Source organism: Olsenella uli (assembly GCF_016900775.1).
GTDB lineage: Bacteria > Actinomycetota > Coriobacteriia > Coriobacteriales > Atopobiaceae > Thermophilibacter > Thermophilibacter uli_A.
The window spans coordinates 1-21,578 of the sequence record NZ_JACJKN010000015.1 but is presented as its reverse complement, the minus strand read 5'-3'; the positions used below and the strand labels follow the sequence as shown (position 1 = coordinate 21,578).

The following is a 21,578-nucleotide window of genomic DNA, read 5'->3' as shown; positions in this document are numbered from 1 at the left end:
GGGGCGCGGCAGCAATCCCCTCGCCGCCGCGCCCGGACTGTCTTACCGAACTACGCGCTGAGGATGCCGAGGAAGGCGCCCACGAGCGAGACCACGATGAGGATCACCAGGAGCTTGGTGATGGTCCACTTCTTGTACTTGATGCCCCAGAAGACGAACATCACTGCCGCAAGGGCAAGGATGCCGGGAGCAATGGAGTTCAGGGTGTCCTGAAGGACGATGGTCTTCTCGCCGAAGGTCCAGGCAAGCGGAGTGGCAACCTTGACCGTGCTGGCGGAGAGGGCTCCCATGACGAACATGCCCACGATGGAAGCGCAGTCAATGACCTTGTTGACGATGCCGCCGGCAAGGATCTTCTGGACGGACTCGCGACCGAGCTTGTATCCCAGGCCAAAGAGCGCACGGGCCTCGGCAAAGGTGAGGAGGCCGAAGAGGATCACAAAGACCACGCCGAAGGCATTGCCCTGGGTGGCGAAGGAGGCGCCGAGGGCGAAGAGGATGGTCTGGACGGTACCAAAGTCGACCGTATCGCCCACGCCGGCGAGCGGACCCATGAGGCCGTTCTTGACGCCGACGATAATCTCCTCGGGAACGTCCGCGCCGTTAGCGCGCTGCTCCTCCATGGCTAGGACGGTGCCGTGGATCAGGCAGCCCCAGTTGGCGTTGGTGTTGAAGAAGCCGAGGTGACGCTTGAGGGCGGCCTCAAGGTCCGCCTGCTCCGGATAGAGCTTCTTGAGGACGGGCGCAAAGGACGCGCAGACGGCCACGGACTGCATGCGTTCGAAGGAGTTGGAAATCTCGGCCGTGAACTGCCAGCGCAGGAAGACGCCGTTGACGTCCTTGGTGCTGAGCAGACGACCCTCGCTAGCCGCGGCGGCTTTCTCGGAGAGCTCGCGCAGGGACGCGAAGGAGTCGTCCTCGCCCATGAAGGTGACGAGAAGGGCCAGGCAGATGCCAAAGATGGCAGCGGCCATCGTGGGGATCTGGAGGTACTGGACCAGGAAGAAGCCAATGATGAACAGCGGCAGGTACTTCATCTTGCCGATCATGAACACGACGGTGGCGAAGCCCAGGGCCGGCAGCAGGCCGCCCATGACGTTAAAGGCCGTAAGGATCCACTGGGGGCAGACGTTGAGCAGCGAGGTCACCAGGTCGGCGCCAAAGTAGTTGATGACGAACATCAGCGGGAAGCGCAGGATGAAGCCAAAGATGAGCGGGTAGACAGTAGCGCAGCGCCAGACCGCGCTCACATCGCCCTTGTCGGCGTACTTGTCGGCCCAGTGCACGAAGACGGCGTTACCGGTGCGGCGAACGTTATTGACGAGGACGCCAAGAACGCCGAGCGGCACCGCGATGGAGACGGCGGTCTCCGGCGTGCAGCCGGTCTGGATAGCGATGGGCACGGCGATAAGGGCTGCGAAGACGCGGTCGGACGGGATGTTGCCGCCGGCGGCGACCATGCCGAGGTAGACCATCTCGATGCTGCCGCCCGTGATGACGCCCGTCTCGAGATTACCGGTAAGCGCGCCGAGAACGGTGCCCACAAGCAGCGGTGACTTCATGGTCTGGATGAACGAATAGCCAGCAAGACCGGCCGCCCACCAGAACCACAGGCCGCCAACGATGGCGAAGAACAGGTTGAGACCCATGACGTTTCTCCTTTACGACTCGTACTTCCTTATGGCTTCCTCGTAGGAGATGCCAGCCTCCTCGGGGACGACCTGAATCTGGATGTCCACACCCGCATCGTGCAGGGCGCGAACGTCCTCGGCCTCCGACGGGCCGAAGGCGACCGCGGGAAAGACCACCTTGCGGCCGGCCTCAGCGGGGATACCGCCGAGCTGAAGCGTCTCGAACGCGAGGCCCGCCTCGTGAGAGGCGCGCGCCGTGTGGACATCCTTGAACAGCAGGAAGATGTTGCCGGAGCCGAGCTTGCCGGCTTGATAGTCCGCGGCGGCGGCGTCGGCGGTCAAGATATCGACGCTCACGCCGGAGGGTGCTGCCATCTTGTAGATACTCGCCATGAACTCATCCTGTCCGAGCACGTTGTCAACGATGATGATCTCGTTGGCGGAGGCGATCTTGGACCACTTGGTGATCACCTGGCCGTGAATGAGGCGGTAGTCCACGCGGGCCCACGCAATCTTTGCCATTTCCTCTCCTTTTCTTGTTGTGACTTGCCTGATACCAGACAGACCGGACGCGCCGGTCGCAACCCCTACGCCTGGGCGAGAAGCTCGTTGATGTGACGGATCCCCTCATGGGCGGCATCAATGCAGCGCTGCGCGAGCGCGGCAGGATCGAGGCCCTCGTCGCGGCTGTTGATGGCCTCGATGAGCATGGGGAGGCTCGCACCCGAGACGAGGTGGTAGTTGCGCGCAGTGCGCAGGCCCATGCTCGCTACGTTGCAAGGCGAGCCACCAAAGAGATCGCAGAGCACCAGCACACCGTCCCCGGTGTCAACCTCCTCGAGCGCCGCGGAAAACTCGGCGGTGAGGTCATCCACATTGCCCTCGCGCCCGAGCGAGAGCGTCCTTACCTGCTGGGCGGGCCCCATGATGACCTCGCTTGCGCTCACAAGCCCCTCCGCGAGGCCGCCGTGTGTCATGACGACGATTCCGACCATGCATCCCCTCCTGTTCTTTGATGTTATGAGCGACATATTTTCTTCATATTTGCCTACGACTGTGCATTTGCTCGATTGGCACTCTAGCGAAGCCGATTTACGCCGTCTTTTTTGCGGGATGAACGGCGCTTTTTCGCTTGTTGTCGAAATCTTGGTATTTTTTAGATGAATTAACGTGATAATGAGATATTCAAAACAGAGTTTTTTCTCTATTTTGAATGTCGAATAAACTCTGTTTTGCTCAGCAATTTTGCTCTATTTTGGTCAGTTATTTTTGTTAATCAGAATAGAGGTACTTTTTGATGAAGGCATCGCATCAGGATCACGGTTATCTCCGCCCCCATGGCTATCGGATGAGGCTCGTTGACGGAAAGTTGCGCTACCTCCTTAAAAAGCACACAATTGTCCGCCTTGTTGGCCCGCACGGAGCGGGGAAGAGCTGGACGGCGCTCGCCCAGGCACGCAGCGTCATCGCGGCGGACGACGAGAGCATCCGAGCAATCATCGAGGCCAACCCTGAACGCGCCCTCCAGGGAGGCCAGTCGCCGCACGTCATTGACGAGTGGCAGCTCATCCCCTCGCTCGCCCGAGCGGCGGCGCAGGCCCGCGAGGGAACATTTCTCATGGTGAGCTCGGTTGACGACAAGCCCGAGGACGAGCGTCACATTGCCTCAACGCCCGTCGTGCGCCTCTGGCCCCTCTCACTGGCCGAGGCAGGTCTATCCAATATGAGCGTCTCACTGATGGGGCTCTTCACGCACAACTTCTACCCCATGTCGTGCCCGATGGGCCTTCCGGAGGTTGCCGAGGCCATCTGCCAGGGCGGCTGGCCGCGCCACCAGGGCCTTGGGGCCGACGCCTCCGCACGCCTCACGCAGGTGCTCCTGCAGACCGTCATGGAGCAGGAGCTGCCCAGACGCGGGAAGCGGCTCTCGATGGCGGTAAAGGTGGCCTGCGCACATGCCGCATGCGGCTGGCAGGCAACCTACGAGGACTACGCCACCTACGCACGGGACCACGGCGAGCGGCCCTTCTCGAGAAACACCGCGCGAGACTATCGCCAGCTTTTCTTGGATACCTATCTCTCCTACGCCGTTGAGGGGTGGCGCGCGCCCATTCGATCTGCCACGCGCGTGCGGTTCAAGCCGCGGGTGCAGTTCGTTGACCCCTCCCTCCCCGCCACCCTGCTCACGCACACGCCGGATACGCTGCTCCAGGACGCGCCCGCACTGCTTTCGCTGCTGCGCTGCCTGGTTCTACGCGACCTCAACGTCTATTCCTCAGCGCTCGAGATGGAGCCGGCGCCTCCCATGCGCTATTATGCCGACTCCGACGGGGCGCGCGCCGACGCCGTGATCACCCTTCCCGACGGCAGGTGGGGCGCCATCAACGTGACTATTGGCGAGACCCAGTTCGAGGAGGCGGCGCGGGGGCTCACGCGCCTGCGGAGCAAGCTGCGCAAGAATCCCGCCAGCAACTGCCCCGACCCAGCATTTCTCGCCGTCATCATGGGAAGCTGCGCGCGTCCGCGCCTCGACAAAAAGACAGGCGTGTACGCCTTTCCCGTGGGCGCTCTTGCCCCGTAGGCACGCGGCGAGAAAAGCGCGCCTCCGCACCATCTTGCTGACAACACACCGAGAAGAGCCGGGGCCTATGCCGGCTTTTCTCGACCCTCAGGCAGACGGAAAGCACCATCGGGCGAGAAGCGCAAGGCGCCCCGGGCGGCATCTCGGCCGTCCGGGGCGCTCCTGACAAATTACCCTGACACCTTTGTCAGGTTAGTGGCGGAAGTGGCGGTTGCCGGTGAAGACCATCGCGATGCCGTGCTCGTTGCAGGCCTGGATGGACTCATCGTCGCGCTTGGAGCCGCCGGGCTGGATGATGCAGGTCACGCCGTGCTCGGCGAGCACGTCCACGTTGTCGCGGAACGGGAAGAAGGCGTCGGACGCACAGGCGTAGCCGCCCTTCTCCACGCCCATTCGCTCGCAGGCCTCGTCGGCGCGCTCGCAGGCAAGACGCGCGGAGTCGACGCGGTTGGGCTGGCCCGGGCCCATGCCGATGCCGGCCTTGCCCTTGGAGACGAGAATGGCGTTGGACTTCACGCCCTTGCAGACGCGCCAGGCAAACATGAGCTCGTCCATCTCGTCGGCCGTGGGCTTGCGCTCGGTGGGGCAGGTAAAGGCCTCGGGGTCCTCGGACACGGTGTCGACGTTCTGCACGAGCACGCCGCCGTCGATGGAGCGCAGCTCAAACTCGGCGTGGCCCTCGGCGCCGCCCGTGGCGAGCACACGCAGGTTGGGACGCTTTGCCATGCGCTCGAGCGCCTCGGGCGTGTAGCTCGGGGCGATGATGACCTCGACGAACTGGCCGTTCTCATCAAAGGCGTGCTCAACCAGATCGAAGGGCACCTCGCGGTTGCAGGCGATGATGCCGCCAAAGGCGCTCTTGGGGTCGCACGCGAAGGCGCGGTCGTAGGCGGTCGTGACGTCATCCGCAACGGCTGAGCCGCAGGGGTTCTGGTGCTTGAGGATCACGCAGGCCGGGCCGTCGAACTCGCGCACGAGGTTCCAGGCGGCATCCGCGTCCAGATAGTTGTTGTAGGAGAGCGGCTTGCCCTGGACCTGCTCGGCGCCCACGAGGGGGTTGGCGGAGGAGAGGGCATCGGCCATCTCATCGGCAAAGCGGTAGACCGCGGCGGTCTGCTGGGGGTTCTCGCCGTAGCGCAGGTCGTCGACCTTCTCCAGGTAGAAGCCCAGCTCCTCGGGCATGGCGGGCGCCTCGTCCTCGGCCTCGTCGTCGGCGAAGTCCTCGTCATAGCGGTCGGCGAGCCACATGGCGATGGCCGCGTCATAGTTGGCCGTGGTCTCGTAGACCTTGAGCTGCAGGTAGCGGCGCAGCTCAAGCGAGGTGCAGCCGTTGTTGGCGCGCATCTCCTCGAGGATCTCGTCGTAGTCGGCCGGGTCGGAGACCACGGTCACGGAGTCGGCGTTTTTGGCCGCGGAGCGCAGCATGGAGGGGCCGCCGATATCGATGTGCTCGATCGCGTCGTCGAAGGTGACGTCCGGCTTGGCCACGGTCTTCTCGAACTCGTAGAGGTTCACGCACACGAGGTCGATCATGCCAATCCCGTGCTCGGCCGCCTCGGCCATGTGCGCCGGGTTGTCGCGGCGGGCGAGCAGGCCACCGTGGACCTTGGGGTGCAGCGTCTTCACGCGGCCGTCCATCATCTCGGGGAAGCCCGTGTACTGCTCGATGGGCACCACGTGGACGCCGGCCTCCTCGAGCACGCGCGCGGTGCCGCCCGTCGAGATGACCTCGACGCCAAACTCGTCCTCCAGCGCCTTGACGAAGTCCACGACGCCCGTCTTGTCCGTGACGGAGACGAGCGCCCGCTTGATGGGAGTATCTGCCATGGCCCCTCCTTGGGTTTGTCGACGACATGTTGTACCGTCTCTTCTACGATACCGCAGCTGGAGGACAACATGACGCAGACGGAAAAGTTGACGTGGCGCCCCTTCTCCCCGGAGGACTTCGAGGACGTCGCGCAGCTCATGGGACGCACGTGGCTGCCGGAGTTTGACGAGGCGGCGCAGCGGGCGGCAAGCCAGATCGAGCTCGCTCACTACCTGGCGCAGGCGACGTGGTCGCTCCTGGCCGAGCGCGAGGGCGAGGTCCTGGGCGTGGTCCTTCTCGCCGAGCGCGGGGGCGAGCCCGAGGACGGTGCCGGCTGGGCCGAGCTCGAGGCGCGCCTCACGCGAGCCGCCGCGAAGGACCCGCAGCTCGCAGAGGCCGTGCGCGTGGAGATGGATGGCGTGCGCGAGGAGGCGGAGCTTGAGCGCGAGTACGCCGCCGGGAACCCCGCGGGCGCCGACGCGGCGGTGAAGCTGCTGATTGTCTCCCCGGACGCCAAGGGGCTCGGCATCGGCGGGAGGCTCTTCTCGGCGGCCCTCGGCCACCTGCGCGAGTCCGGGGCCACGGGCTACCACCTGCTGACTGACGACAGCTGCGACGTTGGGTTCTACGAGCACAAGGGCCTCACGCAGGCAAAGCGCCGCCGCTCCCGCGCCTACTGGCCCGGCGTTGACCCCGAGAAGGACGAGTTCTATGTCTACGTCTACGACCAGTCCCTCTGACTCGCCTAAAAGGGGACAGACCCCTTTTAGGCGAGTTCGCGGGCGCTTTGCGCCCACGCCCTCGGGGCGGATGCACCTAGGCAATGCCTTTTCCGCACTCGTGGCGTGGCTCTCCGCGCGCGCGGCGGGCGGAGAGATGGTGCTGCGCATCGAAGACCTGGACCCACGCGCGGCCAATCGCGAGCGCGCCGAGCTGCTCATCGAGGACCTCCGCTGGCTGGGGCTGGACTGGGACGAGGGGCCATACTGGCAGAGCGAGCGCGGGGAGGTCTACGCACAGGCGCTCGCACGGCTTGCTGACGCCGGGCTGACCTACCCCTGCTTCTGCACGCGCGCGGAGCTGCACGCCGCGAGCGCGCCCCACGCCTCCGACGGCACGCCGGTCTACGCGGGGACGTGCCGCGGGCTCTCCGCGGAGGGGGTGGCTCGCCGCTCCACGGTGCGACCGCCCGCAACGCGCCTTTGCGTGCCCGACGCCGACGACCCCGCAGGCACGATCGAGTTCCGCGACCTGGCATACGGCCCGCGGCGCGAGGTGCTCGCGCGTGAGTGCGGCGACTTCCTCGTGCGGCGCAGCGACGGCGTGGTGGCCTACCAGCTCGCCGTGGTGGTGGATGACGCGCTCATGGGCGTGACGCAGGTCGTGCGGGGGCGAGACCTCCTGAGCTCCTGTGCGCGGCAAATCTACCTGGGCGGGCTCCTTGGGTACGAGCCCCCGGAGTACGGGCACGTCCCGCTGCTCGTTGCCCCTGACGGCCGCCGCCTCGCCAAGCGCGAGAAGGACCTCGACCTCGGCGCCCTACGCGCGCGCGGCGTGCGGCCCGAGCGCGTGGTGAGCGCGCTCGCCCGCGCGGCGGGGCTTGCGGAGCCTGGCTGGGAGGGCAGCGCGGCCGAGCTCGTGCCGCTCTTCTCGTGGGACAGAATCGCCGCGCGACGTGATGACATCGTCGTGGACGATGCGTTTCTCGCCCGCCTGCTTGCGCGATAGTTGTGAGTTCCCCGGTTGTGCGGTATGATGCTCAGGCACCAGTTTGGAGAGCTGACCGAGAGGCCGAAGGTGCTCGCCTGCTAAGCGAGTATAGGATGCAAATCCTATCTGGGGTTCGAATCCCCAGCTCTCCGCCAGAATGTTCGGGCCTGTTCCGCGCTGCGGGGCGGGCCTTTTTTCGTATCGCGCCCGGACGCGCCGCAGAGGCGTGCTGGGGCCGGGTTAGGGAATCGCGGTCGTTGCGAGCTTGCGACCTGTTTGCGTTAGAGAATCGCGGTCGTTGCAGTCCGCGGCGCCGCGGCGAGAAGAACCACGTGCCGTAAGAAGGTCCCCGGGGCTCCAGGGCGCGCAACCACGGGCAAATTCTAAGCTCCGGGGGAGCCAGGAGTGGTCGTTCTTCTCGCCCCGGGGGCCGCAGGACGCAACAACCGCGATTCTCTAAGCGGGCCGGGACCGCGGACGTTTTCTCGTACATCCTAAACGCCGTAGCCCAGCGCCTCGCGGTGCTCGTCGGGCGTGAGCCAGCCCAGGGCCTGCGAGCGGCGCCCCTCGCGGAACCAGCGCATCCGGCGGTCGACCTCGGCCATGAAGTCGCCCGGCGCCCAGCCCGACCAGTCCCTCGGGTGGAACATCTCGCTCTTGAGGGTCCCGAAGAACCCCTCCATGCGCGCGTTGTCGCAGCTCCTGCCCTTGCGCGACATGCTCCTGACCAGGCCGTGCCGCTCGCATATCCCGACCCACCCCGGCCAGCGGTAGTGCCCGCCCCGGTCGGAGTGGACGGCGGGCCGCTCGCCGTCGCCGAGCGTCGCGCAGGCGGCCCGCAGGCTCGAGTTCGCCAGCTCCGCCGTCGGGCGCGGCCCCACCGACCAGGCCACGGGGCGCCCGTCGAAGCAGTCGAGGACGGGGCTCAGGTAGCACCTCTCGCCCGAGGGCAGGCGGAACTCGGTGATGTCGGTGACCCACAGCAGGTTGGGGGCGGGCGCGGAGAAGCGGTGGGTGCCGTCGCCGCGCAGCGGCAGGTTGGGCGGGGCGGGCGAGGGCTCGCCGGCGTAGCTCGACCAGGCGCGGCGCCGGCGCCTGGCGGCCGTGAGGCCCCTCTCGCGCATGAGCCTCCTCACGACCTTCTCCGAGACGCGCCTCCCGCGCCTCCTGAGCTCTGCGTGGACGGCGCGGTAGCCGCGGAGGCCGCCCATGGAGCGGAAGAGGGCCTCGACCTCGTCGCGCAGCGCGGCGTACTTGTCGCGGCCGAGCCGGGCGCGGTGGTACTCATAGGAGCTCCTCGAGATCCTCAAGAAAGCGGTGACCTCGCGGAGGGGCAGGCCGGTCGCCGCGCGCAATCTCTCTCCGAGCTCGACCCTTCTCCTCCTCGAGATCGAACGGGGGTCGGAGCCTGCCGCTTTTAGGTCGTCCAACACCGCCCTGAGCAGCATGTTCTCGGTCATCGCGGCCTCGTAGGCCGCCCTCTCCGCGTCGTCCAACGGGGCCTCCTCGCGCTCGGCGCTCGCCCCGACTGTAGCACGCGCGCCCCGGCGGCGCCTCTCGTGCGGCACCATGCCCCGCGACCACAGCGAGACCGAGGCGCTCGACGCCCCCACGAGCGCGCCGGCGGCCCTGGTGGACCACCCCTCCCCGAGCGCCATCAGGGCCAGCTCCACGTCGTCCCTGTCGAACATGCGGACCTCCAAGTTCCGGACCTGCCGGTCCAACTTTTCGTCCGCAGTCCCGCCCCGTCGAATCCCTGCAATGCCTGCGATTTCCTAAGCACAACGAGCGGACACCGCGGGCACAGCCCTCCCTGCCCACACATCTCCAACATTTTTTGGAATCCCGCTTGACGAACCGGGGGAGGCGTGGCAATATATCCAACTGCACGCGGCGTTACCTCAGCTGGATAGAGGACCTGACTACGAATCAGGGCGTCATAGGTTCGAATCCTATACGCCGCACCACGCAAAGTAAGGGGCTCCTTCGGGAGCCCCTTTTTGCATACGCCCGCATCGCACGCCATGCGCACCCCAGCCAATCCCCTCTCGCGTCAGCGCTGATGGCGAGAAGAACCCGTGACCGGGGTGCGTACGAGGAGCGCGCCGTTACCTACCTGAGACCGAAGTCCCCGAGGCAAAGATCGAGGTCCTCCTCGAAGGTGCCGAGCTCGATGCCCGCGGCCTGAATCTTGTCCGACGCCAGGCGGAAGTCACGCGGCCGGTCCGCATACGTGGTCTCGTCGGGCAGGATGAGGCGGTCGACCTCGTCCGCCGGACAGCCGAGGCGCTCGGCCACGAGCCGGGCGGTCTCGTACGTAGTGCGGCCGTTCTGGCTGGCGAAGTGATACGCCCCGCTCGGAAGCTCGAGGATCTGCGACAGCTGCCCCGCAAAGCGCTGGGCGTACGTCATGTTGCGTCGCTCGTTGACGCGGAAGGCCGCGGGCTCCCCGGAGCGCAGGACGCGCATCACGTTGGTGAGGATGTTGGGCGAGGGGCGCACGCCGGGCATGGCCAGGCCAAACATCCACGAGAAGCGCAGGATAAGGTAGTCGTCCACGTTCTCGCGAATCCAGGCGTCGGCCTCCATCTTCTGTTGGCCGTAGCGCGTCGTCGACGCCTGCTCGTCGTCCTCCGAGAAGGGCGCCGGCCCGGACGAGGCGTTGAAGCACTGCTCGGTGGAGATGAAGATCACGCGCCGCCCGCGCTCCGCGCACGCGCGGGCGATGGCAATCGCGGACTCGGTGTTCACGCGATGCGTGCCCTCGGGGTCCTGCTCGCAATGAGCCGTCGTGGCGTCGGCGGCCATGTGCAGGCACACGTCAAACTCCGCCGCACGGAAGAACTCCTCCACCCCGGCGGGATCGCGAAAGTCCACGTCCGTGTGGGAAACGCAGGTGAACTCGTACGTTCCGGCATTGTAGAGACGCGCCAGGCTCGCAAGATACCCGCGTGCGCCCGTGATGAGAACCCGCTTCATGCGCCCTCCGTCCTTCCTGACAATCGCGGCGGGGCCGCCCGACCGGCCTCGCCCTCACAGCTCCTCGCCGGGGCGGGCGGCATAGCTCCGCAGGACCCGGCAGGTCCCCTCGATGGTATACGAGCCGGCACTCGCGGGCATGAGCAGCGAGCGGGTGAACGGCAGCTCGCACGCGCCGTCCGCGGTACGCACGCGCGCGGAGCCCGCAACGCAGGAGAGCACCTCGTAGCGGCCGTCCATCGCCTGCTCCCACGTCCCGCGCACGTCGATGACGTCGGAGGCAAAGAGCCGGTGCGTCACGCCCCGCCGGACGCCCGGGCCGGCGGCCGGGTCGAAGGGCCCCAGCCGGTTGGGCTCGGAGCGGCTCCCCGTCCGCAACACGTCAAAGCCCTGCTCCACGTGAAGCTCGCGGCCGCGGCCCCAGTCGCAGATGCGGTAGGTCTTGAAGCCGAGGCTCCCCACCTCGAGGGCAAAGACGCCCTTCCCCATGGCGTGGAGCGTCCCGGCGGGGATGAGGACGAAGTCGCCCTCGGAGACGGGCACCTTGCGGCCGTACTTCTCGCCCAGCGTGTCATCCGCCGCCGCGGCGCGCAGGGCCTCGACGTCGTCCGTCGTGGTGCCGCAGTAGATGAAGGCGCCCGGGTCCGCCGCGAGGATGTACCAGGACTCCGTCTTCTCGTGATCGCCCTCATGCGCCTGGGCGTAGGCCTCGTCCGGGTGCACCTGAACGGAGAGGTTCTCGCCCGCGTCCATCACGATGATTTGCACGATGCCGTCATCGGTAAGGTCGCCCATGATCTCCGCACGGTGCGCGCGGATGAGCTCGTCGAGCGGCACGCCGTCAAAGGGGCCGCCCTCAACGGCGTTGACCAGGCCCTCGTGCACAGAGACGTCAAAGGACTCCCCATAGAGGACCTCCCCCGCAAGGCCGCGCGCCTCGTTGACGCGCGGCCCCGACCACACGGGAGAGATGTAGTTGGGCCTGAGCAGCAGCGGACCCATTCCAGCCCCCTAGAGCTCGAAGGCGTCGGCGCCCTCGGCCTCAAGCCGGGCCTTGAGCTCCTCGATGATGGGGATGCCGGCGCTGCAGCCGATGCGCTCCGCGCCGGCGCGGACCATGGCGAGGAAGTCATCGGCGGTGCGGATGCCGCCCGCGGCCTTGACCTTCACGCGTTCGTCCGTGTGCTCGCGCATGAGACGCACGTCCTCGACGGTGGCGCCACCGGTCGAGAAGCCCGTGGAGGTCTTGACGAAGGTCGGGAGCACCTTGCTTGCGATCTCGCAGAGCTTGAGCTTCTCGTCCTGGGTGAGCAGGCAGTTCTCAAAGATCACCTTGGAGGGGACGTTGGCCTCGCGGCAGACGGCCACGATCTGGGCCATCTCGTCCTCGACGTAGTCCCAGTTGCCGGCCTTGACCTCGGTGAGGTTGACCACGTAGTCAATCTCGTTGGCGCCGTTGGCGAGGGCGTCTCTGGTCTCGAAGACCTTGACGGCTATGCTGGTCTGCCCCAGGGGGAAGCCGATGGCGGCACCGGTGTGGATGTCCGTGCCGGCGAGCAGCTCGGAGCAGAGCTTTGACTGAACGGAGTTCACCGCGACCATCTTGAAGTGGTAGCGCCTGGCCTCCTCGCAGAGCTTTTCCATGTCCGCGCGCGTGGCGTCCGCGTGCAGGTTGGTGTGGTCGACGAGGCGGGCAAGATCATCAATCGTATAGCGCTTCATGGCAGTCCTTTCGTTCGGTCTGACCTTGCGGTGATACTAACATATAGCTGACTTAATTGGCTAATAAATTCTATTTATACCGTTTATGTCAGTTTTACTACCGTTCATAGGACCACTATTCCCGCAATATGGACAATTTTTGTCTGACTTATATGATTCAGTACAACCAAAGCGATCGAAAGGAGCGCATATGAACATTGTAGTGGCTTCCCACGGGAAACTCTGCGAGGGACTCGTGGACGCCCTGCACATGATGGTGGCCGAACCCGCCCCGGTCACCGCCGTCGGACTTGACGAGCATGGCATCGACGACTTCCGCGAGCGCCTCGTCGCCGCGGTTGACGCGTCTCTCGCCCAGGGAAAGACCCTTATTATGTCCGACCTTATTGGAGGAACGCCATATAACGAGTCGTACGCCCTCTTCCTCCAGCACCCCGAGGAGCTCCGCGTGGTCGCAGGGGCCAACTTCCCCATGCTCATCGAGGTGGGGATCGCCGCCGCAGATTCGGACGACCTCGATGAGGTACTCGGCGTGGCGCTCGAGGCGGGACGAGGCGGCGTGGTCGCCGCGGAGCTTCCCGACGAGGGGTACGAGAGCGACGAGGACGACCTCTTTTAGCAACGTAGGCAAGGCGCCCGCCCGGGCGCTCAGGAAAGGAGAAGAACATGGCCATTGTTCTCGCGCGCGTTGACGACCGCGTCATTCACGGGCAGACCACTACAAGGTGGGTCGCCGTGAAGCCCGCGGACGCCATTCTCGTAATCAGCGACAAGGTTGCCGCCGACCAGCTGCGCTGCAAGGTCCTCAAGGCCGCGGCCGGCAAGCTCAAGCTGGGCATCTACACCCTCGCCCAGGGACCCGAGGCCCTTGCCAAGGCGAGCGCCTCCCCGAAGAAGTTCTTTGTCATCTCCGACTCCATCAGGAACTTCGCCGACCTCACGAAGCTCGGCGGCGACTACGGCGGCGTCCTCAACGTGGGCAACCTCAACGCCACCCGCGAGGGCACCAAGAACATGGGCAACACCGTCATGCTCAACGATGAGGACGTCGTGGCCCTCGACGAGCTGGCGGCGGCGGGCGTGGACATCCAGTTCCAGCTGCTCCCCGACGACTCCGTCCGCACCTGGCCCGAGCTCAAGGCCAAGTACCAGGCAATGTAGCGTCACTAAAGAGAAAGGGAAAGACATGAACCTCGCGCTGCTGTTTCCCGCGCTCATGTGTGGCGTCTTCTGCTACCTCGGCGCCATCGAGAGCTGCTGCCTCTTCGGCATGAGCTGGGGCTACTACGTGATGGGCCGCCCGCTCGTGGCCGGCCTGCTCTGCGGCCTCGTGTTCGGTGACATCACCCAGGGCGTCCTGTGCGGCGTCGCCGTTCAGGCCGTCTTCATCGCCAACCTCTCCACCGGCGGGGCGACAAACTCCGAGATCACCTACGCCTCCTACGGCGGCATCGGGCTTGCCATGGCCACCACCAAGGACCCGGCGATCGCCGTCACCCTCTCCGTGCTGATTGGCCAGACCCTCGGCCTCATCTTCTACAACACGCGCATGGCGCTCTACTCGTTCTTCAACAACGGCGCCTCGCGCGCCGCGGAGAACAACGATGACCGAGGCATCACCCTCTGGCACATCGTCTACCCGCAGATCTGCACCTTCTTCATCCGCGCGGTGCCCGTCTTCCTGATCGTCTTCTTCGGCCAGGGCGTCGTTGACGCACTGCTCAACAGCGTGCCCGAGATCGTCACGCACATCATCTCCGTCCTCGGCGGCGTGCTGCCGGCCCTTGGGATCGGCATGCTCATGAACATCGTCATCAAGGACAAGATGCAGCTCATCTTCTTCCTCGCTGGCTTTGTCCTGCTGTCCTTCGCCGGCCTCTCGATGGTGGCGATCGTCTTCATCGCCGCGCTTGTCGCGTACCTCGTGTTCCTCTCCAGCGGCAAGTCCGCCGCCGAGCCTGCGGCCGAGGCCGTGACCGAGGCTGACGCGCACGCGGTCTACGAGGACGATGACCTGTTCTAAGCACCGGAAAGGAGCACCCCCATGGCCACCGAAACCACCGACCTCACCCAGCAGGCGCCCAGCGCCAACGGCAAGCCGCGCCTCACCAACAAGGACCTCAACACAATCTGGCTGCGCTGGGCGTTCACCCACCTCGCCTCCATGAGCTACGAGAAGCTCCAGGGTCATGCCTATGCCTGGTCCTACATCCCCTTTGCCAACAAGTACTACGCCGGCGACCCCGAGGCCAAGCGGCGCCTGCTCGTCCGCCACTCGGTCTTCTTCAACACCGAGCCCCAGACGGGCCAGATCATCAACGGCATCGTGACCTCGCTCGAGGAGAACATCGCCCTGGGCGGCGAGGTCTCCGAGGAGATGCCCAACAACATCAAGGCCACCCTCATGGGACCGCTCGCCGGCATCGGCGACTCCATCATCCAGGGCATCATCGTCCCGACGCTGCTCTCCATTGGCATGAGCCTCGCCAACGGCGGCAGCCCCCTCGGCCCGCTCTTCTACATCGTCGCCTACGGCATCATCGGGCCCGTCATCTCCTTCATCAGCTACCGCACCGGCTACAAGCTGGGCGTGGGCGCCATCGACATCATCGTCGGCGAGAGCGCTCGGCGCATCATGGACGCCTTCAACGTGCTCGGCATCATGGTCGTCGGCGCGCTCGCGGCGGGCAACATCGCCCTCGCCACCACGCTGAACATTCCCTTCGGCGACGAGTGGCAGCCGCTCCAGACCACCCTCGACGGCGTCTTCCCGGCACTGCTCCCGCTCATCGCGGTGCTTGTGACCTGGTGGATGCTCGGCAAGAAGCAGTACAGCCCCACCAAGGTCATCGTCATCCTGACGGTTGCCATCAGCGTCCTGTGCGTCCTCGGCGTCTTCTAGGCACATCCAAAGAGATCGAGCGGTCTTTGACGTCATCCCCGCGCGGCCCGCACCCCGGTGCGGGCCGCGCTCGCGCTACAATCATCACGTTCAGCGCCTCATCGACGGACGGGACCCATGACCCTCTACGATCAAATCAAAGACGACCTCCTCTCCAAGATCAATGACGGGACCTACCCCGAGGGGCAGACCATACCCTCCGAGCTCGAGCTCGCGCAGATCTACGGGGTCAGCCGGCCGACCATCCGCCAGGCCCTCCAGATTCTCGCGAGCGACGGCTACCTTGAGAAGCGCCGGCGTCGGGGCACGGTGGTGACCAAGCCCAAGGTGAGCCAGTCCTTCACCATGACCATCTCCAGCTTCGAGGATGCGATGCGCCTTGCGGGGCGCCTCCCCAAGACCAACGTCCTCGTGTTCAAGCGCGAGCGCGCAGGCGCCGAGGTGGAGAAGCAGCTTGAGCTGACCCGCGGCCAGGAGGTTTATAAGCTCGTGCGGCTTCGCTACGCCGACGATCTGCCCAACGTCTTTGTCGAGAGCTACATCCCCTGCGCGCTCTACCCGGGCCTCGACTCGTTCGACTTCAACGAGTCGAGCCTCTACGCCGCCATGGACGCCTGCGGGAACCCCGTCATGACGGCACGCCGCCGCCTTGAGGTCATCAAGGCCGACGGGGCGGCCGCCGCCCTGCTCGACGTAGAGGCGGGAGACCCCCTCTTGCTCTTCCACACCGTTTCCCGCGACGCACAGGGAACGGCCGTGGAGTACTCCGTCGCCACCTACCGCGGGGAGAGCAACAGCTTCGAGCTCAACGTCAGCCGTGTCTGACGCCCGTGGGCCGGTCCCCGCGGGCGTCCCCTCGGGCGGGCCGGAACTGCAGGACGTCCCCCGGGCCCGTGGACGAGAACGCATAGGGGACGCCGAGCCCGTCGCAGAGGTCCATGAGGTCAACGATGTCGTGCCTCTCGTCCGTAAGGTAGCTCCAGAGCGAGTCGACCCCGCCGCAGAACCCCTGGCGCAGGAGCGCGGCGGACGCCTCCCCCGCAAGCGTCACCCTCAGCGTCCTGCACCTCTCGCCGTAGGCGAGAAGGGCGGAAGGACCCGAGAGGTCCTCGCGCACCACGATCTTCTCGCCATCCGCCGCTACGCTCATCACGCGCACATCCCCCGCTCGCTCAAACCGCGCCACCTCGTGCTCATCCATCTCGCCACCTTTCTCCCGCTCCCTTCGTCCCTAGTATAGCAGAACATTTGTTCTTTTAGAACATCAGTTCTTAATTTTGCCAACAATAGTTCCGGAGGAGTCTGTTTAACAATCGCGGGTCATGGCACCGCAAGCGGGTGCCACGCTTAGAAAATCGCGGTCGTCGCGCGAAGCGCCTCACGTAAAACGCGATTTAGGCCGGGCGAGAAGGACAACCGCCTGCGGCAATGCGCAAAACACGAGGATTCCGCCACGCAACAGGGGTCCGCACGGCACCGGAGCTGCAACGAGCGCGATTCTCTAACCCGCCCGCACCCGAGGCACGCAACGACCTCGAATTGCTAACGTTCTTCTCGCCATATCGTGCAACGGCCGCGGCTTTCTAACGCGCAGCGCAGCGGCGTGGGTGCCGGCACCGGCGCACTGCCTTCCAAGCGAAGCGGGGCCGCCCGCACGCGACGGACGGCCCCGCAGCACTCGGGCTGTACGGTCCCTAGGCCTCCGGGCGGATGACCTCGACGCCGCCCATATAGGGGCGCAGGGCCTCGGGCACCGTGATGGAACCATCGGCGTTCTGGTAGTTCTCCATGATGGCGGCCATCGTGCGGCCCACGGCCAGGCCGGAGCCGTTGAGGGTGTGCACGTAGCGCGTGCCCTTGAACTCCGCCGGGTCCTTGTAGCGGATGTTGGCGCGGCGGGCCTGGAAGTCCCAGCAGTTGGAGCAGGAGGAGATCTCCTTGTAGGCGTTGTAGCTGGGCAGCCACACCTCGAGGTCGTAGCACTTGCACGCGGAGAAGCCAATGTCACCGGTGCAGAGCGTGACCACGTGGTAGGGCAGCCTCAGCGCCTGGAGCACGGCCTCGGCCTCGCCGACCATGCTCTCGAGCTGGTTCATCGAGTCCTCGGGCTTGGCAAACTTGACCATCTCGACCTTGTCAAACTGGTGCACGCGGATGATGCCGCGCGTGTCGCGCCCGGCAGAGCCCGCCTCCTCGCGGAAGCACGGCGTGAAGGCGGTGTACCACAGCGGCAGCTGGGAGGCCTCGAGCACCTCGCCGCGATGGAGGTTGGTGAGCATGACCTCGGCCGTGGGGATGAGGTAGAGGTCGGGGTTCACATGGTAGAGGTCGTCCTCGAACTTGGGCAGCTGGCCCGTGCCAAAGAGGGTCTCGCGGTTGGTGATGACGGGCATCCACCACTCCTTGAAACCGGCCTTGACGTGCATGTCTACCATGAAGCTGATGAGCGCGCGCTCCATGCGGGCGCCCATGCCACCAAGCACGTAGAAGCGGGCGCCGGCAATCTTGACGCCGCGGTCGAAGTCAATCATGCCGGTGGCCGGGCCCAGGTCCCAGTGCGCCTTGGGCTCAAAGCCGTCCGCGGCAAAGTCGCGCGGGGTGCCCCAGCGGCGCACCTCGGGGTTGTCGGAGTCGTCCTTGCCGTAGGGAACGCTCTCGTGCGGGATGTTGGGGATGCGGCTCACCAGGTCAAAGAGGGCGTCCTCGACCTCGCCGCGGCGGTCATCGAGCGCGGCGATGCGGTCCTTGTTGGCGGCCACGCGCGCCTTGGCGGCCTCGGCCTCGTCGCGCTTGCCCTCGCGCATGAGCTGGCCGATCTCCTTGGAGACGGCGTTGCGCTCGGCCTGAAGCTTCTCGACCTCGGAGATGACGGAGCGGCGCTCCTCGTCAAGCTCGAAGAACTTCTCGCGGTCCCAGTGGGCGTTCTGGCGAGACTCGCAGGCCTTGTCCACAAGGTCGGGGTTCTCGCGGACGAACTTGATGTCGAGCATGCTGGCTCCTTGCTTTGAATGCGTGCACGTTGCCGGCGCTCGCGCGGCGGCTCCCCAAGTATATACTTGTGCGGATGAAACGACGCGTTCTCGGGAGGGTGCATGCAGGCGATTGGTGACTTCTTCACATGGCTCTTCAACGACGAGATGGGCGTCATCTGCCTCATCGGCGGTGGGATCGTCATCTGCCTCGTCATCGCCCTGCTCATGGAGCGCACCACCAAGAAGCGCTACTTCAACCACGAGAAGTCCGAGGGCGACTGGGACCTCTTTGACGACGAGGACGACGAGTAGCGGATTCGGCCCGCAGGTTCTTCTCGATTAACGCGCACTCGTGCACGGGTTCTTCTCGCGTTTGCCCAGTGGGCATGTAAGAACCCGTGCACGAGTGCGCGTTAACTGTGGAGGCGGCCCGAGGCGCACAAAAAAGCCCCGGCGCGAAGCCGGGGCCAAACAATCATGGTGCGGGCGAAAGGACTTGAACCTTCATGGAGTTGCCCCCATACGGACCTGAACCGTACGCGTCTGCCAATTCCGCCACGCCCGCGTGCAGAGGACATTCTAGCGCATGCCTCGCGGACTGCCAAGTGTTTTTTCTGACGGGACGGCTGCCCGCGCGCCTGCGGTAGAATGGGCCCCACGACACGGCACACGCAGCACAACCAAAGGAGACGCCGTGAGCGAGACGAGCCCGATCGCGCAGCAGCACACGCCGCCCGAGGAGGTCCTCCTGGGCAGGTACCGCGTTCTCGCGCGCCGGGGAACCGGCGGCTTTGGCACCGTGTGCACCTGCTGGGACCTGCGCCTCCAGCGGCGCGTGGCCATCAAGCGGCTCCCCATCCTCGACGAGGCGGCAACCACCACGGCAGACGAGGCCCTCGCGGAGGCCCGCACCGCCTGCATGCTGGGACACCCCAACATCGTGACGGTCTTTGACTTTGAGTCAGACGGCACCTACGCCTACATCGTGATGGAGTACGTCGACGGCCTCAACCTCGCGGAGCTGCTCGCGCGCGTGGAGGGCGGCAGGCTCACCTGCGAGGAGTGCGCGCAGGTGCTCGACTCCGTGGCGCGCGCCCTCGAGTTTGCCCACGAGAACCGCGTGCTGCACCTGGACATCAAGCCCACGAACATCATGATCGACCGGCAGGGCGTGGTGAAGCTCGCCGACTTTGGCATGGCCACGCTTGCCTCGGCCGCGGGCTACGGAGGGGCGCGGGGCGGCACCGTGGGCTACATGCCGCCCGAGCAGATCGAGGGCATGCTCGTGGACGAGCGCAGCGACGTCTTCTCGCTCGCCGTGGTGATCTGGCAGGCCCTCACGGGCTCGAACCCCTTCGCCGCGGACTCGGCCGCCTCCTCGCTGCGCCTCATCGAGCACGGGCCCCGGCGCGCGCTCTCGCGCGACTGCCCGGAGCTTGCGGGGGAGCCGGAGCTCATCCTCGCCGACGCGCTCGCCCCCCAGGCCGCCGCGCGCCCGGCTGACGTGCGCGCGTTCGCCGACGACCTTCTCGGCTGGCTGGGGGACCCGCGCGCGGGCGCGGCGTCGCTCCGGGAGCTCGTTGACCAGGCCGAGAAGGACGACGGCTCGAGCGCCACGCTCGTGGGCGAGCGGCTGCCCCTCGCCCTGCGGCTCCCCTGGCTTCCCCGCGCGATCGGCCGCGCCGTGACGGCGCTCGCAACCTTCGCCACCGTGCGGCTCGCCCTTCCCGCGCTGCTTGGCCCCGAGACGGGCACGGCCGCCGTGGCCTCGCTCGCCTGCGCCGTCGCCGCCGCGGCCTGGCCGCCCCTCGGCGGGGCCCTTGCGGGCCTCGCGCTCGCGGGTGCGCTCGCCGTCACCGCGCGCACCGCCGCCTCGTTCCCGCTCGCGGCCGCCGTGGGCGCCGCGGTCGTGGCCTGGTGGGTGGCCGTGGGGAGAAAGGAGCGCCTGAGCAGCCTCGCCGTCCTGCTCCCCTGCTGCCTGCCCACGCCCGTCGCGGGCGCGGGCGTGGCCGGCTACGCCCTCGACCCCGGCCCGGCGGCGCTCACGGGCGCGGCGGGCTACCTCCTGGGGAGCCTCTTCGGGTGCGCCGTGGACGCGGGCTTTTCCGCCGCGGTCACGCTCGCGGGGCTGCTCCCCCGCCTGGCCGACCCCGCGTTCTGGGCCGTCTGCGCCGGCGCGGCCGCCTGCGGCGCGGCCTCCTCGGCCGTGGCGCTGCGCGGCTCGGTGGCGGCGGGCGTGTGCGGTCAGATCCTGGGGCTTGCACTCCTCATCGGCTCCGAGGCCGTCGCGGCCAGCATGGAGAATGCCGGTATATGGGCGGCCCTCGATTGGGAGTCCGTGGTCCTTGCGGTACTCTTGTCTGTGCTTTTGTGCATTGCGACAGTCCTCAGAGGGCCGCTCTTCGAGGACCTGGATGACGAGGATGGGTACCATGAGCTTCCTCAGTGAGTTTGAGGGGCGCATCAGCTCCGTGTTTGGGGCCGCGCCGCAGGGATATACCGAGCCGTTCTCCTTCAAGAAGCTCGCCAAGCGCGCCGCGCGCGAGATGGAGAACGAGACCTATGAGATCGACGGCGTGGACACCGCGCCGGCGCTCTACACCGTGCTCGTCTCCTCGTCCGACGACTCCCTCATGCGGCCGCTCTACGAGCAGATCACCTACGAGATCTCCTCCTTCGTCACGGCGCAGGCCCAGAAGAAGGGCTACGCCTTCGTGGGCAGCCCCCTCGTGCGCTTCATGGTCGACCCATCCCAGCGCCCCGGCAAGTTCGCCGTCTTCGCTGAGAACGTCGACGCCCGCACCCTCAACCGCCTGCGCGAGGAGGAGCGCGCGTTTCTCGCCGGCAACTCGAGCGCCGGCGGCGCCGCGGCGCAGATCAACCGCCGCGGCCCGCAGCCGCGGCCCACGCGCCGCACGGCCGACCGCGTCGTGCCCCTCGCGCAGCCCGAGCCCGAGCGCCGCCCCTCGCTCTCCGACTCCGAGGCCGGCCTCGAGGTCATGCCCGCCGAGTTTGACGACGTGCCGGGCCCCGTGGCCTCCGCGTCCGAGTCGACGCCCATGCCCGTGGCGGCCGCCGGCACGCCGCTCGTCTCGCAGCCGGCGCAGCCCGGCGCCATCCCGGTGCCGCAGACGCAGCGCCGGAACGTCCCGCTCGTCGACATGAGGCGCGGCGTGGGCGCCGAGGCGGTCGCCGGCATCGCCGGCGCGGTCCCCGGGGCCGCCGCCGTGGCGTCCTCCATCCCCGCGCCCGCACCTGTCTCTTATACACATCT

The 21,578-nt window shown here is 66.6% G+C and carries 21 protein-coding genes and 3 tRNA genes; 13 read left to right on the top strand and 11 right to left on the bottom strand.

Annotated elements, in window-relative coordinates; translation table 11 throughout:
• Positions 1–50: 50 nt before the first annotated feature.
• The 3 genes from H6A23_RS09000 to H6A23_RS08990 all read right to left on the bottom strand — a co-directional run bounded on the left by H6A23_RS09000 (position 51) and on the right by H6A23_RS08990 (position 2,626).
• A complete protein-coding gene (locus H6A23_RS09000) occupies positions 51–1,649 on the bottom strand; it encodes a PTS system mannose/fructose/sorbose family transporter subunit IID (protein WP_204831854.1) in 1,599 nt (532 codons plus the stop codon).
• A gap of 12 nt (positions 1,650–1,661) precedes the next feature.
• Positions 1,662–2,153, bottom strand: coding sequence for a PTS sugar transporter subunit IIB (locus tag H6A23_RS08995; RefSeq protein WP_204831853.1), 492 nt, complete (start codon positions 2,151–2,153; stop codon positions 1,662–1,664).
• A gap of 65 nt (positions 2,154–2,218) precedes the next feature.
• The gene (locus H6A23_RS08990; RefSeq protein WP_204831852.1) at positions 2,219–2,626 is read right to left on the bottom strand and encodes a PTS sugar transporter subunit IIA; all 408 of its coding nucleotides are present in this window, start codon (positions 2,624–2,626) and stop codon (positions 2,219–2,221) included.
• A 353-nt stretch (positions 2,627–2,979) separates the two neighbouring features.
• Between H6A23_RS08990 and H6A23_RS08985 the strand changes: the two genes are divergently transcribed.
• Complete coding sequence (locus tag H6A23_RS08985; protein ID WP_204831851.1) at positions 2,980–4,212, top strand: ATP-binding protein; 1,233 nt, start codon at positions 2,980–2,982, stop codon at positions 4,210–4,212.
• Positions 4,213–4,404: 192 nt separating this feature from the next.
• On the opposite strand, the gene purH is transcribed toward H6A23_RS08985, so the two are convergent.
• Complete coding sequence (gene purH, locus H6A23_RS08980) at positions 4,405–6,039, bottom strand: bifunctional phosphoribosylaminoimidazolecarboxamide formyltransferase/IMP cyclohydrolase (protein WP_204831850.1); 1,635 nt, start codon at positions 6,037–6,039, stop codon at positions 4,405–4,407.
• 69 nt (positions 6,040–6,108) lie between these two features.
• Between purH and H6A23_RS08975 the strand changes: the two genes are divergently transcribed.
• The 3 genes from H6A23_RS08975 (at position 6,109) to H6A23_RS08965 (ending at position 7,884) form a co-directional block, all read left to right on the top strand.
• Complete coding sequence (locus H6A23_RS08975; protein ID WP_204831849.1) at positions 6,109–6,759, top strand: GNAT family N-acetyltransferase; 651 nt, start codon at positions 6,109–6,111, stop codon at positions 6,757–6,759.
• Positions 6,731–7,747: a tRNA glutamyl-Q(34) synthetase GluQRS gene (gluQRS, locus tag H6A23_RS08970; protein ID WP_204831848.1), complete on the top strand. Its 1,017-nt coding sequence runs from the start codon at positions 6,731–6,733 to the stop codon at positions 7,745–7,747. Before H6A23_RS08975 ends, gluQRS begins: the two co-directional genes overlap by 29 nt.
• A 45-nt stretch (positions 7,748–7,792) precedes the next feature.
• A tRNA-Ser gene (locus tag H6A23_RS08965) sits at positions 7,793–7,884 on the top strand.
• Between the two features lie 339 nt (positions 7,885–8,223).
• On the opposite strand, the gene H6A23_RS08960 is transcribed toward H6A23_RS08965, so the two are convergent.
• Positions 8,224–9,420, bottom strand: coding sequence for an IS3 family transposase (locus tag H6A23_RS08960; RefSeq protein ID WP_204831847.1), 1,197 nt, complete (start codon positions 9,418–9,420; stop codon positions 8,224–8,226).
• A gap of 199 nt (positions 9,421–9,619) precedes the next feature.
• On the opposite strand from H6A23_RS08960, the gene H6A23_RS08955 reads away from it, so the two are divergent.
• A tRNA-Arg gene (locus H6A23_RS08955) sits at positions 9,620–9,696 on the top strand.
• Between the two features lie 145 nt (positions 9,697–9,841).
• Here the strand turns inward: H6A23_RS08955 and H6A23_RS08950 are convergent.
• Genes H6A23_RS08950 through deoC form a run of 3 tightly spaced genes read right to left on the bottom strand, consistent with a single transcriptional unit; the run spans position 9,842 to position 12,430 of the window.
• A complete protein-coding gene (locus H6A23_RS08950; protein WP_204831846.1) occupies positions 9,842–10,708 on the bottom strand; it encodes an SDR family oxidoreductase in 867 nt (288 codons plus the stop codon).
• Between the two features lie 54 nt (positions 10,709–10,762).
• The gene (locus H6A23_RS08945; RefSeq protein ID WP_204831845.1) at positions 10,763–11,710 is read right to left on the bottom strand and encodes a class I mannose-6-phosphate isomerase; all 948 of its coding nucleotides are present in this window, start codon (positions 11,708–11,710) and stop codon (positions 10,763–10,765) included.
• A gap of 9 nt (positions 11,711–11,719) precedes the next feature.
• Positions 11,720–12,430: a deoxyribose-phosphate aldolase gene (gene deoC, locus H6A23_RS08940; protein WP_204831844.1), complete on the bottom strand. Its 711-nt coding sequence runs from the start codon at positions 12,428–12,430 to the stop codon at positions 11,720–11,722.
• A gap of 190 nt (positions 12,431–12,620) precedes the next feature.
• On the opposite strand from deoC, the gene H6A23_RS08935 reads away from it, so the two are divergent.
• From H6A23_RS08935 to H6A23_RS08915, 5 genes are all read left to right on the top strand, one after another.
• A complete protein-coding gene (locus H6A23_RS08935; protein ID WP_204831843.1) occupies positions 12,621–13,049 on the top strand; it encodes a PTS sugar transporter subunit IIA in 429 nt (142 codons plus the stop codon).
• Positions 13,050–13,096: 47 nt separating this feature from the next.
• Positions 13,097–13,591 (top strand): PTS system mannose/fructose/N-acetylgalactosamine-transporter subunit IIB, encoded by a 495-nt coding sequence (locus H6A23_RS08930; protein WP_204831842.1) that lies wholly within the window; start codon positions 13,097–13,099, stop codon positions 13,589–13,591.
• A 25-nt stretch (positions 13,592–13,616) separates the two neighbouring features.
• The gene (locus H6A23_RS08925) at positions 13,617–14,453 is read left to right on the top strand and encodes a PTS mannose/fructose/sorbose/N-acetylgalactosamine transporter subunit IIC (protein WP_204831841.1); all 837 of its coding nucleotides are present in this window, start codon (positions 13,617–13,619) and stop codon (positions 14,451–14,453) included.
• A 21-nt stretch (positions 14,454–14,474) separates the two neighbouring features.
• On the top strand, positions 14,475–15,332 hold the full coding sequence (locus H6A23_RS08920; RefSeq protein ID WP_204831840.1) for a PTS system mannose/fructose/sorbose family transporter subunit IID: 858 nt from the start codon (positions 14,475–14,477) through the stop codon (positions 15,330–15,332).
• A gap of 117 nt (positions 15,333–15,449) precedes the next feature.
• Positions 15,450–16,157, top strand: coding sequence for a GntR family transcriptional regulator (locus tag H6A23_RS08915; protein WP_204831839.1), 708 nt, complete (start codon positions 15,450–15,452; stop codon positions 16,155–16,157).
• Here H6A23_RS08915 and H6A23_RS08910 read toward each other — a convergent pair.
• Both H6A23_RS08910 and serS read right to left on the bottom strand, forming a co-directional pair.
• Positions 16,144–16,533 (bottom strand): hypothetical protein, encoded by a 390-nt coding sequence (locus H6A23_RS08910; RefSeq protein WP_204831838.1) that lies wholly within the window; start codon positions 16,531–16,533, stop codon positions 16,144–16,146. The genes H6A23_RS08915 and H6A23_RS08910 overlap by 14 nt on opposite strands.
• A 493-nt stretch (positions 16,534–17,026) precedes the next feature.
• A complete protein-coding gene (gene serS / locus H6A23_RS08905; RefSeq protein ID WP_204831837.1) occupies positions 17,027–18,322 on the bottom strand; it encodes a serine--tRNA ligase in 1,296 nt (431 codons plus the stop codon).
• 102 nt (positions 18,323–18,424) lie between these two features.
• On the opposite strand from serS, the gene H6A23_RS08900 reads away from it, so the two are divergent.
• Positions 18,425–18,616, top strand: a complete 192-nt coding sequence (locus H6A23_RS08900) for a DUF6724 family protein (RefSeq protein ID WP_204831836.1) — start codon at positions 18,425–18,427, stop codon at positions 18,614–18,616.
• Positions 18,617–18,782: 166 nt separating this feature from the next.
• Here the strand turns inward: H6A23_RS08900 and H6A23_RS08895 are convergent.
• Positions 18,783–18,869: transfer RNA gene (locus tag H6A23_RS08895), tRNA-Leu, on the bottom strand.
• 129 nt (positions 18,870–18,998) lie between these two features.
• Between H6A23_RS08895 and H6A23_RS08890 the strand changes: the two genes are divergently transcribed.
• Positions 18,999–20,753 (top strand): serine/threonine-protein kinase, encoded by a 1,755-nt coding sequence (locus tag H6A23_RS08890; RefSeq protein WP_353653044.1) that lies wholly within the window; start codon positions 18,999–19,001, stop codon positions 20,751–20,753.
• On the top strand, positions 20,737–21,578 hold an 842-nt coding region (locus H6A23_RS08885), incomplete at its 3' end, for a DUF3662 domain-containing protein (protein WP_204831834.1). The genes H6A23_RS08890 and H6A23_RS08885, both read left to right, overlap by 17 nt.

What these genes read in the sequence shown, in the direction of transcription:
- H6A23_RS09000 (WP_204831854.1), bottom strand. Translation starts at nt 1,649, where the DNA reads ATGGGTCTCAACCTGTTCTTCGCCATCGTTGGCGGCCTGTGGTTCTGG.
- H6A23_RS08995 (WP_204831853.1), bottom strand. Translation starts at nt 2,153, where the DNA reads ATGGCAAAGATTGCGTGGGCCCGCGTGGACTACCGCCTCATTCACGGC.
- H6A23_RS08990 (WP_204831852.1), bottom strand. Translation starts at nt 2,626, where the DNA reads ATGGTCGGAATCGTCGTCATGACACACGGCGGCCTCGCGGAGGGGCTT.
- H6A23_RS08985 (WP_204831851.1), top strand. Translation starts at nt 2,980, where the DNA reads ATGAGGCTCGTTGACGGAAAGTTGCGCTACCTCCTTAAAAAGCACACA.
- purH (WP_204831850.1), bottom strand. Translation starts at nt 6,039, where the DNA reads ATGGCAGATACTCCCATCAAGCGGGCGCTCGTCTCCGTCACGGACAAG.
- H6A23_RS08975 (WP_204831849.1), top strand. Translation starts at nt 6,109, where the DNA reads ATGACGCAGACGGAAAAGTTGACGTGGCGCCCCTTCTCCCCGGAGGAC.
- gluQRS (WP_204831848.1), top strand. Translation starts at nt 6,731, where the DNA reads ATGTCTACGTCTACGACCAGTCCCTCTGACTCGCCTAAAAGGGGACAG.
- H6A23_RS08960 (WP_204831847.1), bottom strand. Translation starts at nt 9,420, where the DNA reads ATGTTCGACAGGGACGACGTGGAGCTGGCCCTGATGGCGCTCGGGGAG.
- H6A23_RS08950 (WP_204831846.1), bottom strand. Translation starts at nt 10,708, where the DNA reads ATGAAGCGGGTTCTCATCACGGGCGCACGCGGGTATCTTGCGAGCCTG.
- H6A23_RS08945 (WP_204831845.1), bottom strand. Translation starts at nt 11,710, where the DNA reads ATGGGTCCGCTGCTGCTCAGGCCCAACTACATCTCTCCCGTGTGGTCG.
- deoC (WP_204831844.1), bottom strand. Translation starts at nt 12,430, where the DNA reads ATGAAGCGCTATACGATTGATGATCTTGCCCGCCTCGTCGACCACACC.
- H6A23_RS08935 (WP_204831843.1), top strand. Translation starts at nt 12,621, where the DNA reads ATGAACATTGTAGTGGCTTCCCACGGGAAACTCTGCGAGGGACTCGTG.
- H6A23_RS08930 (WP_204831842.1), top strand. Translation starts at nt 13,097, where the DNA reads ATGGCCATTGTTCTCGCGCGCGTTGACGACCGCGTCATTCACGGGCAG.
- H6A23_RS08925 (WP_204831841.1), top strand. Translation starts at nt 13,617, where the DNA reads ATGAACCTCGCGCTGCTGTTTCCCGCGCTCATGTGTGGCGTCTTCTGC.
- H6A23_RS08920 (WP_204831840.1), top strand. Translation starts at nt 14,475, where the DNA reads ATGGCCACCGAAACCACCGACCTCACCCAGCAGGCGCCCAGCGCCAAC.
- H6A23_RS08915 (WP_204831839.1), top strand. Translation starts at nt 15,450, where the DNA reads ATGACCCTCTACGATCAAATCAAAGACGACCTCCTCTCCAAGATCAAT.
- H6A23_RS08910 (WP_204831838.1), bottom strand. Translation starts at nt 16,533, where the DNA reads ATGGATGAGCACGAGGTGGCGCGGTTTGAGCGAGCGGGGGATGTGCGC.
- serS (WP_204831837.1), bottom strand. Translation starts at nt 18,322, where the DNA reads ATGCTCGACATCAAGTTCGTCCGCGAGAACCCCGACCTTGTGGACAAG.
- H6A23_RS08900 (WP_204831836.1), top strand. Translation starts at nt 18,425, where the DNA reads ATGCAGGCGATTGGTGACTTCTTCACATGGCTCTTCAACGACGAGATG.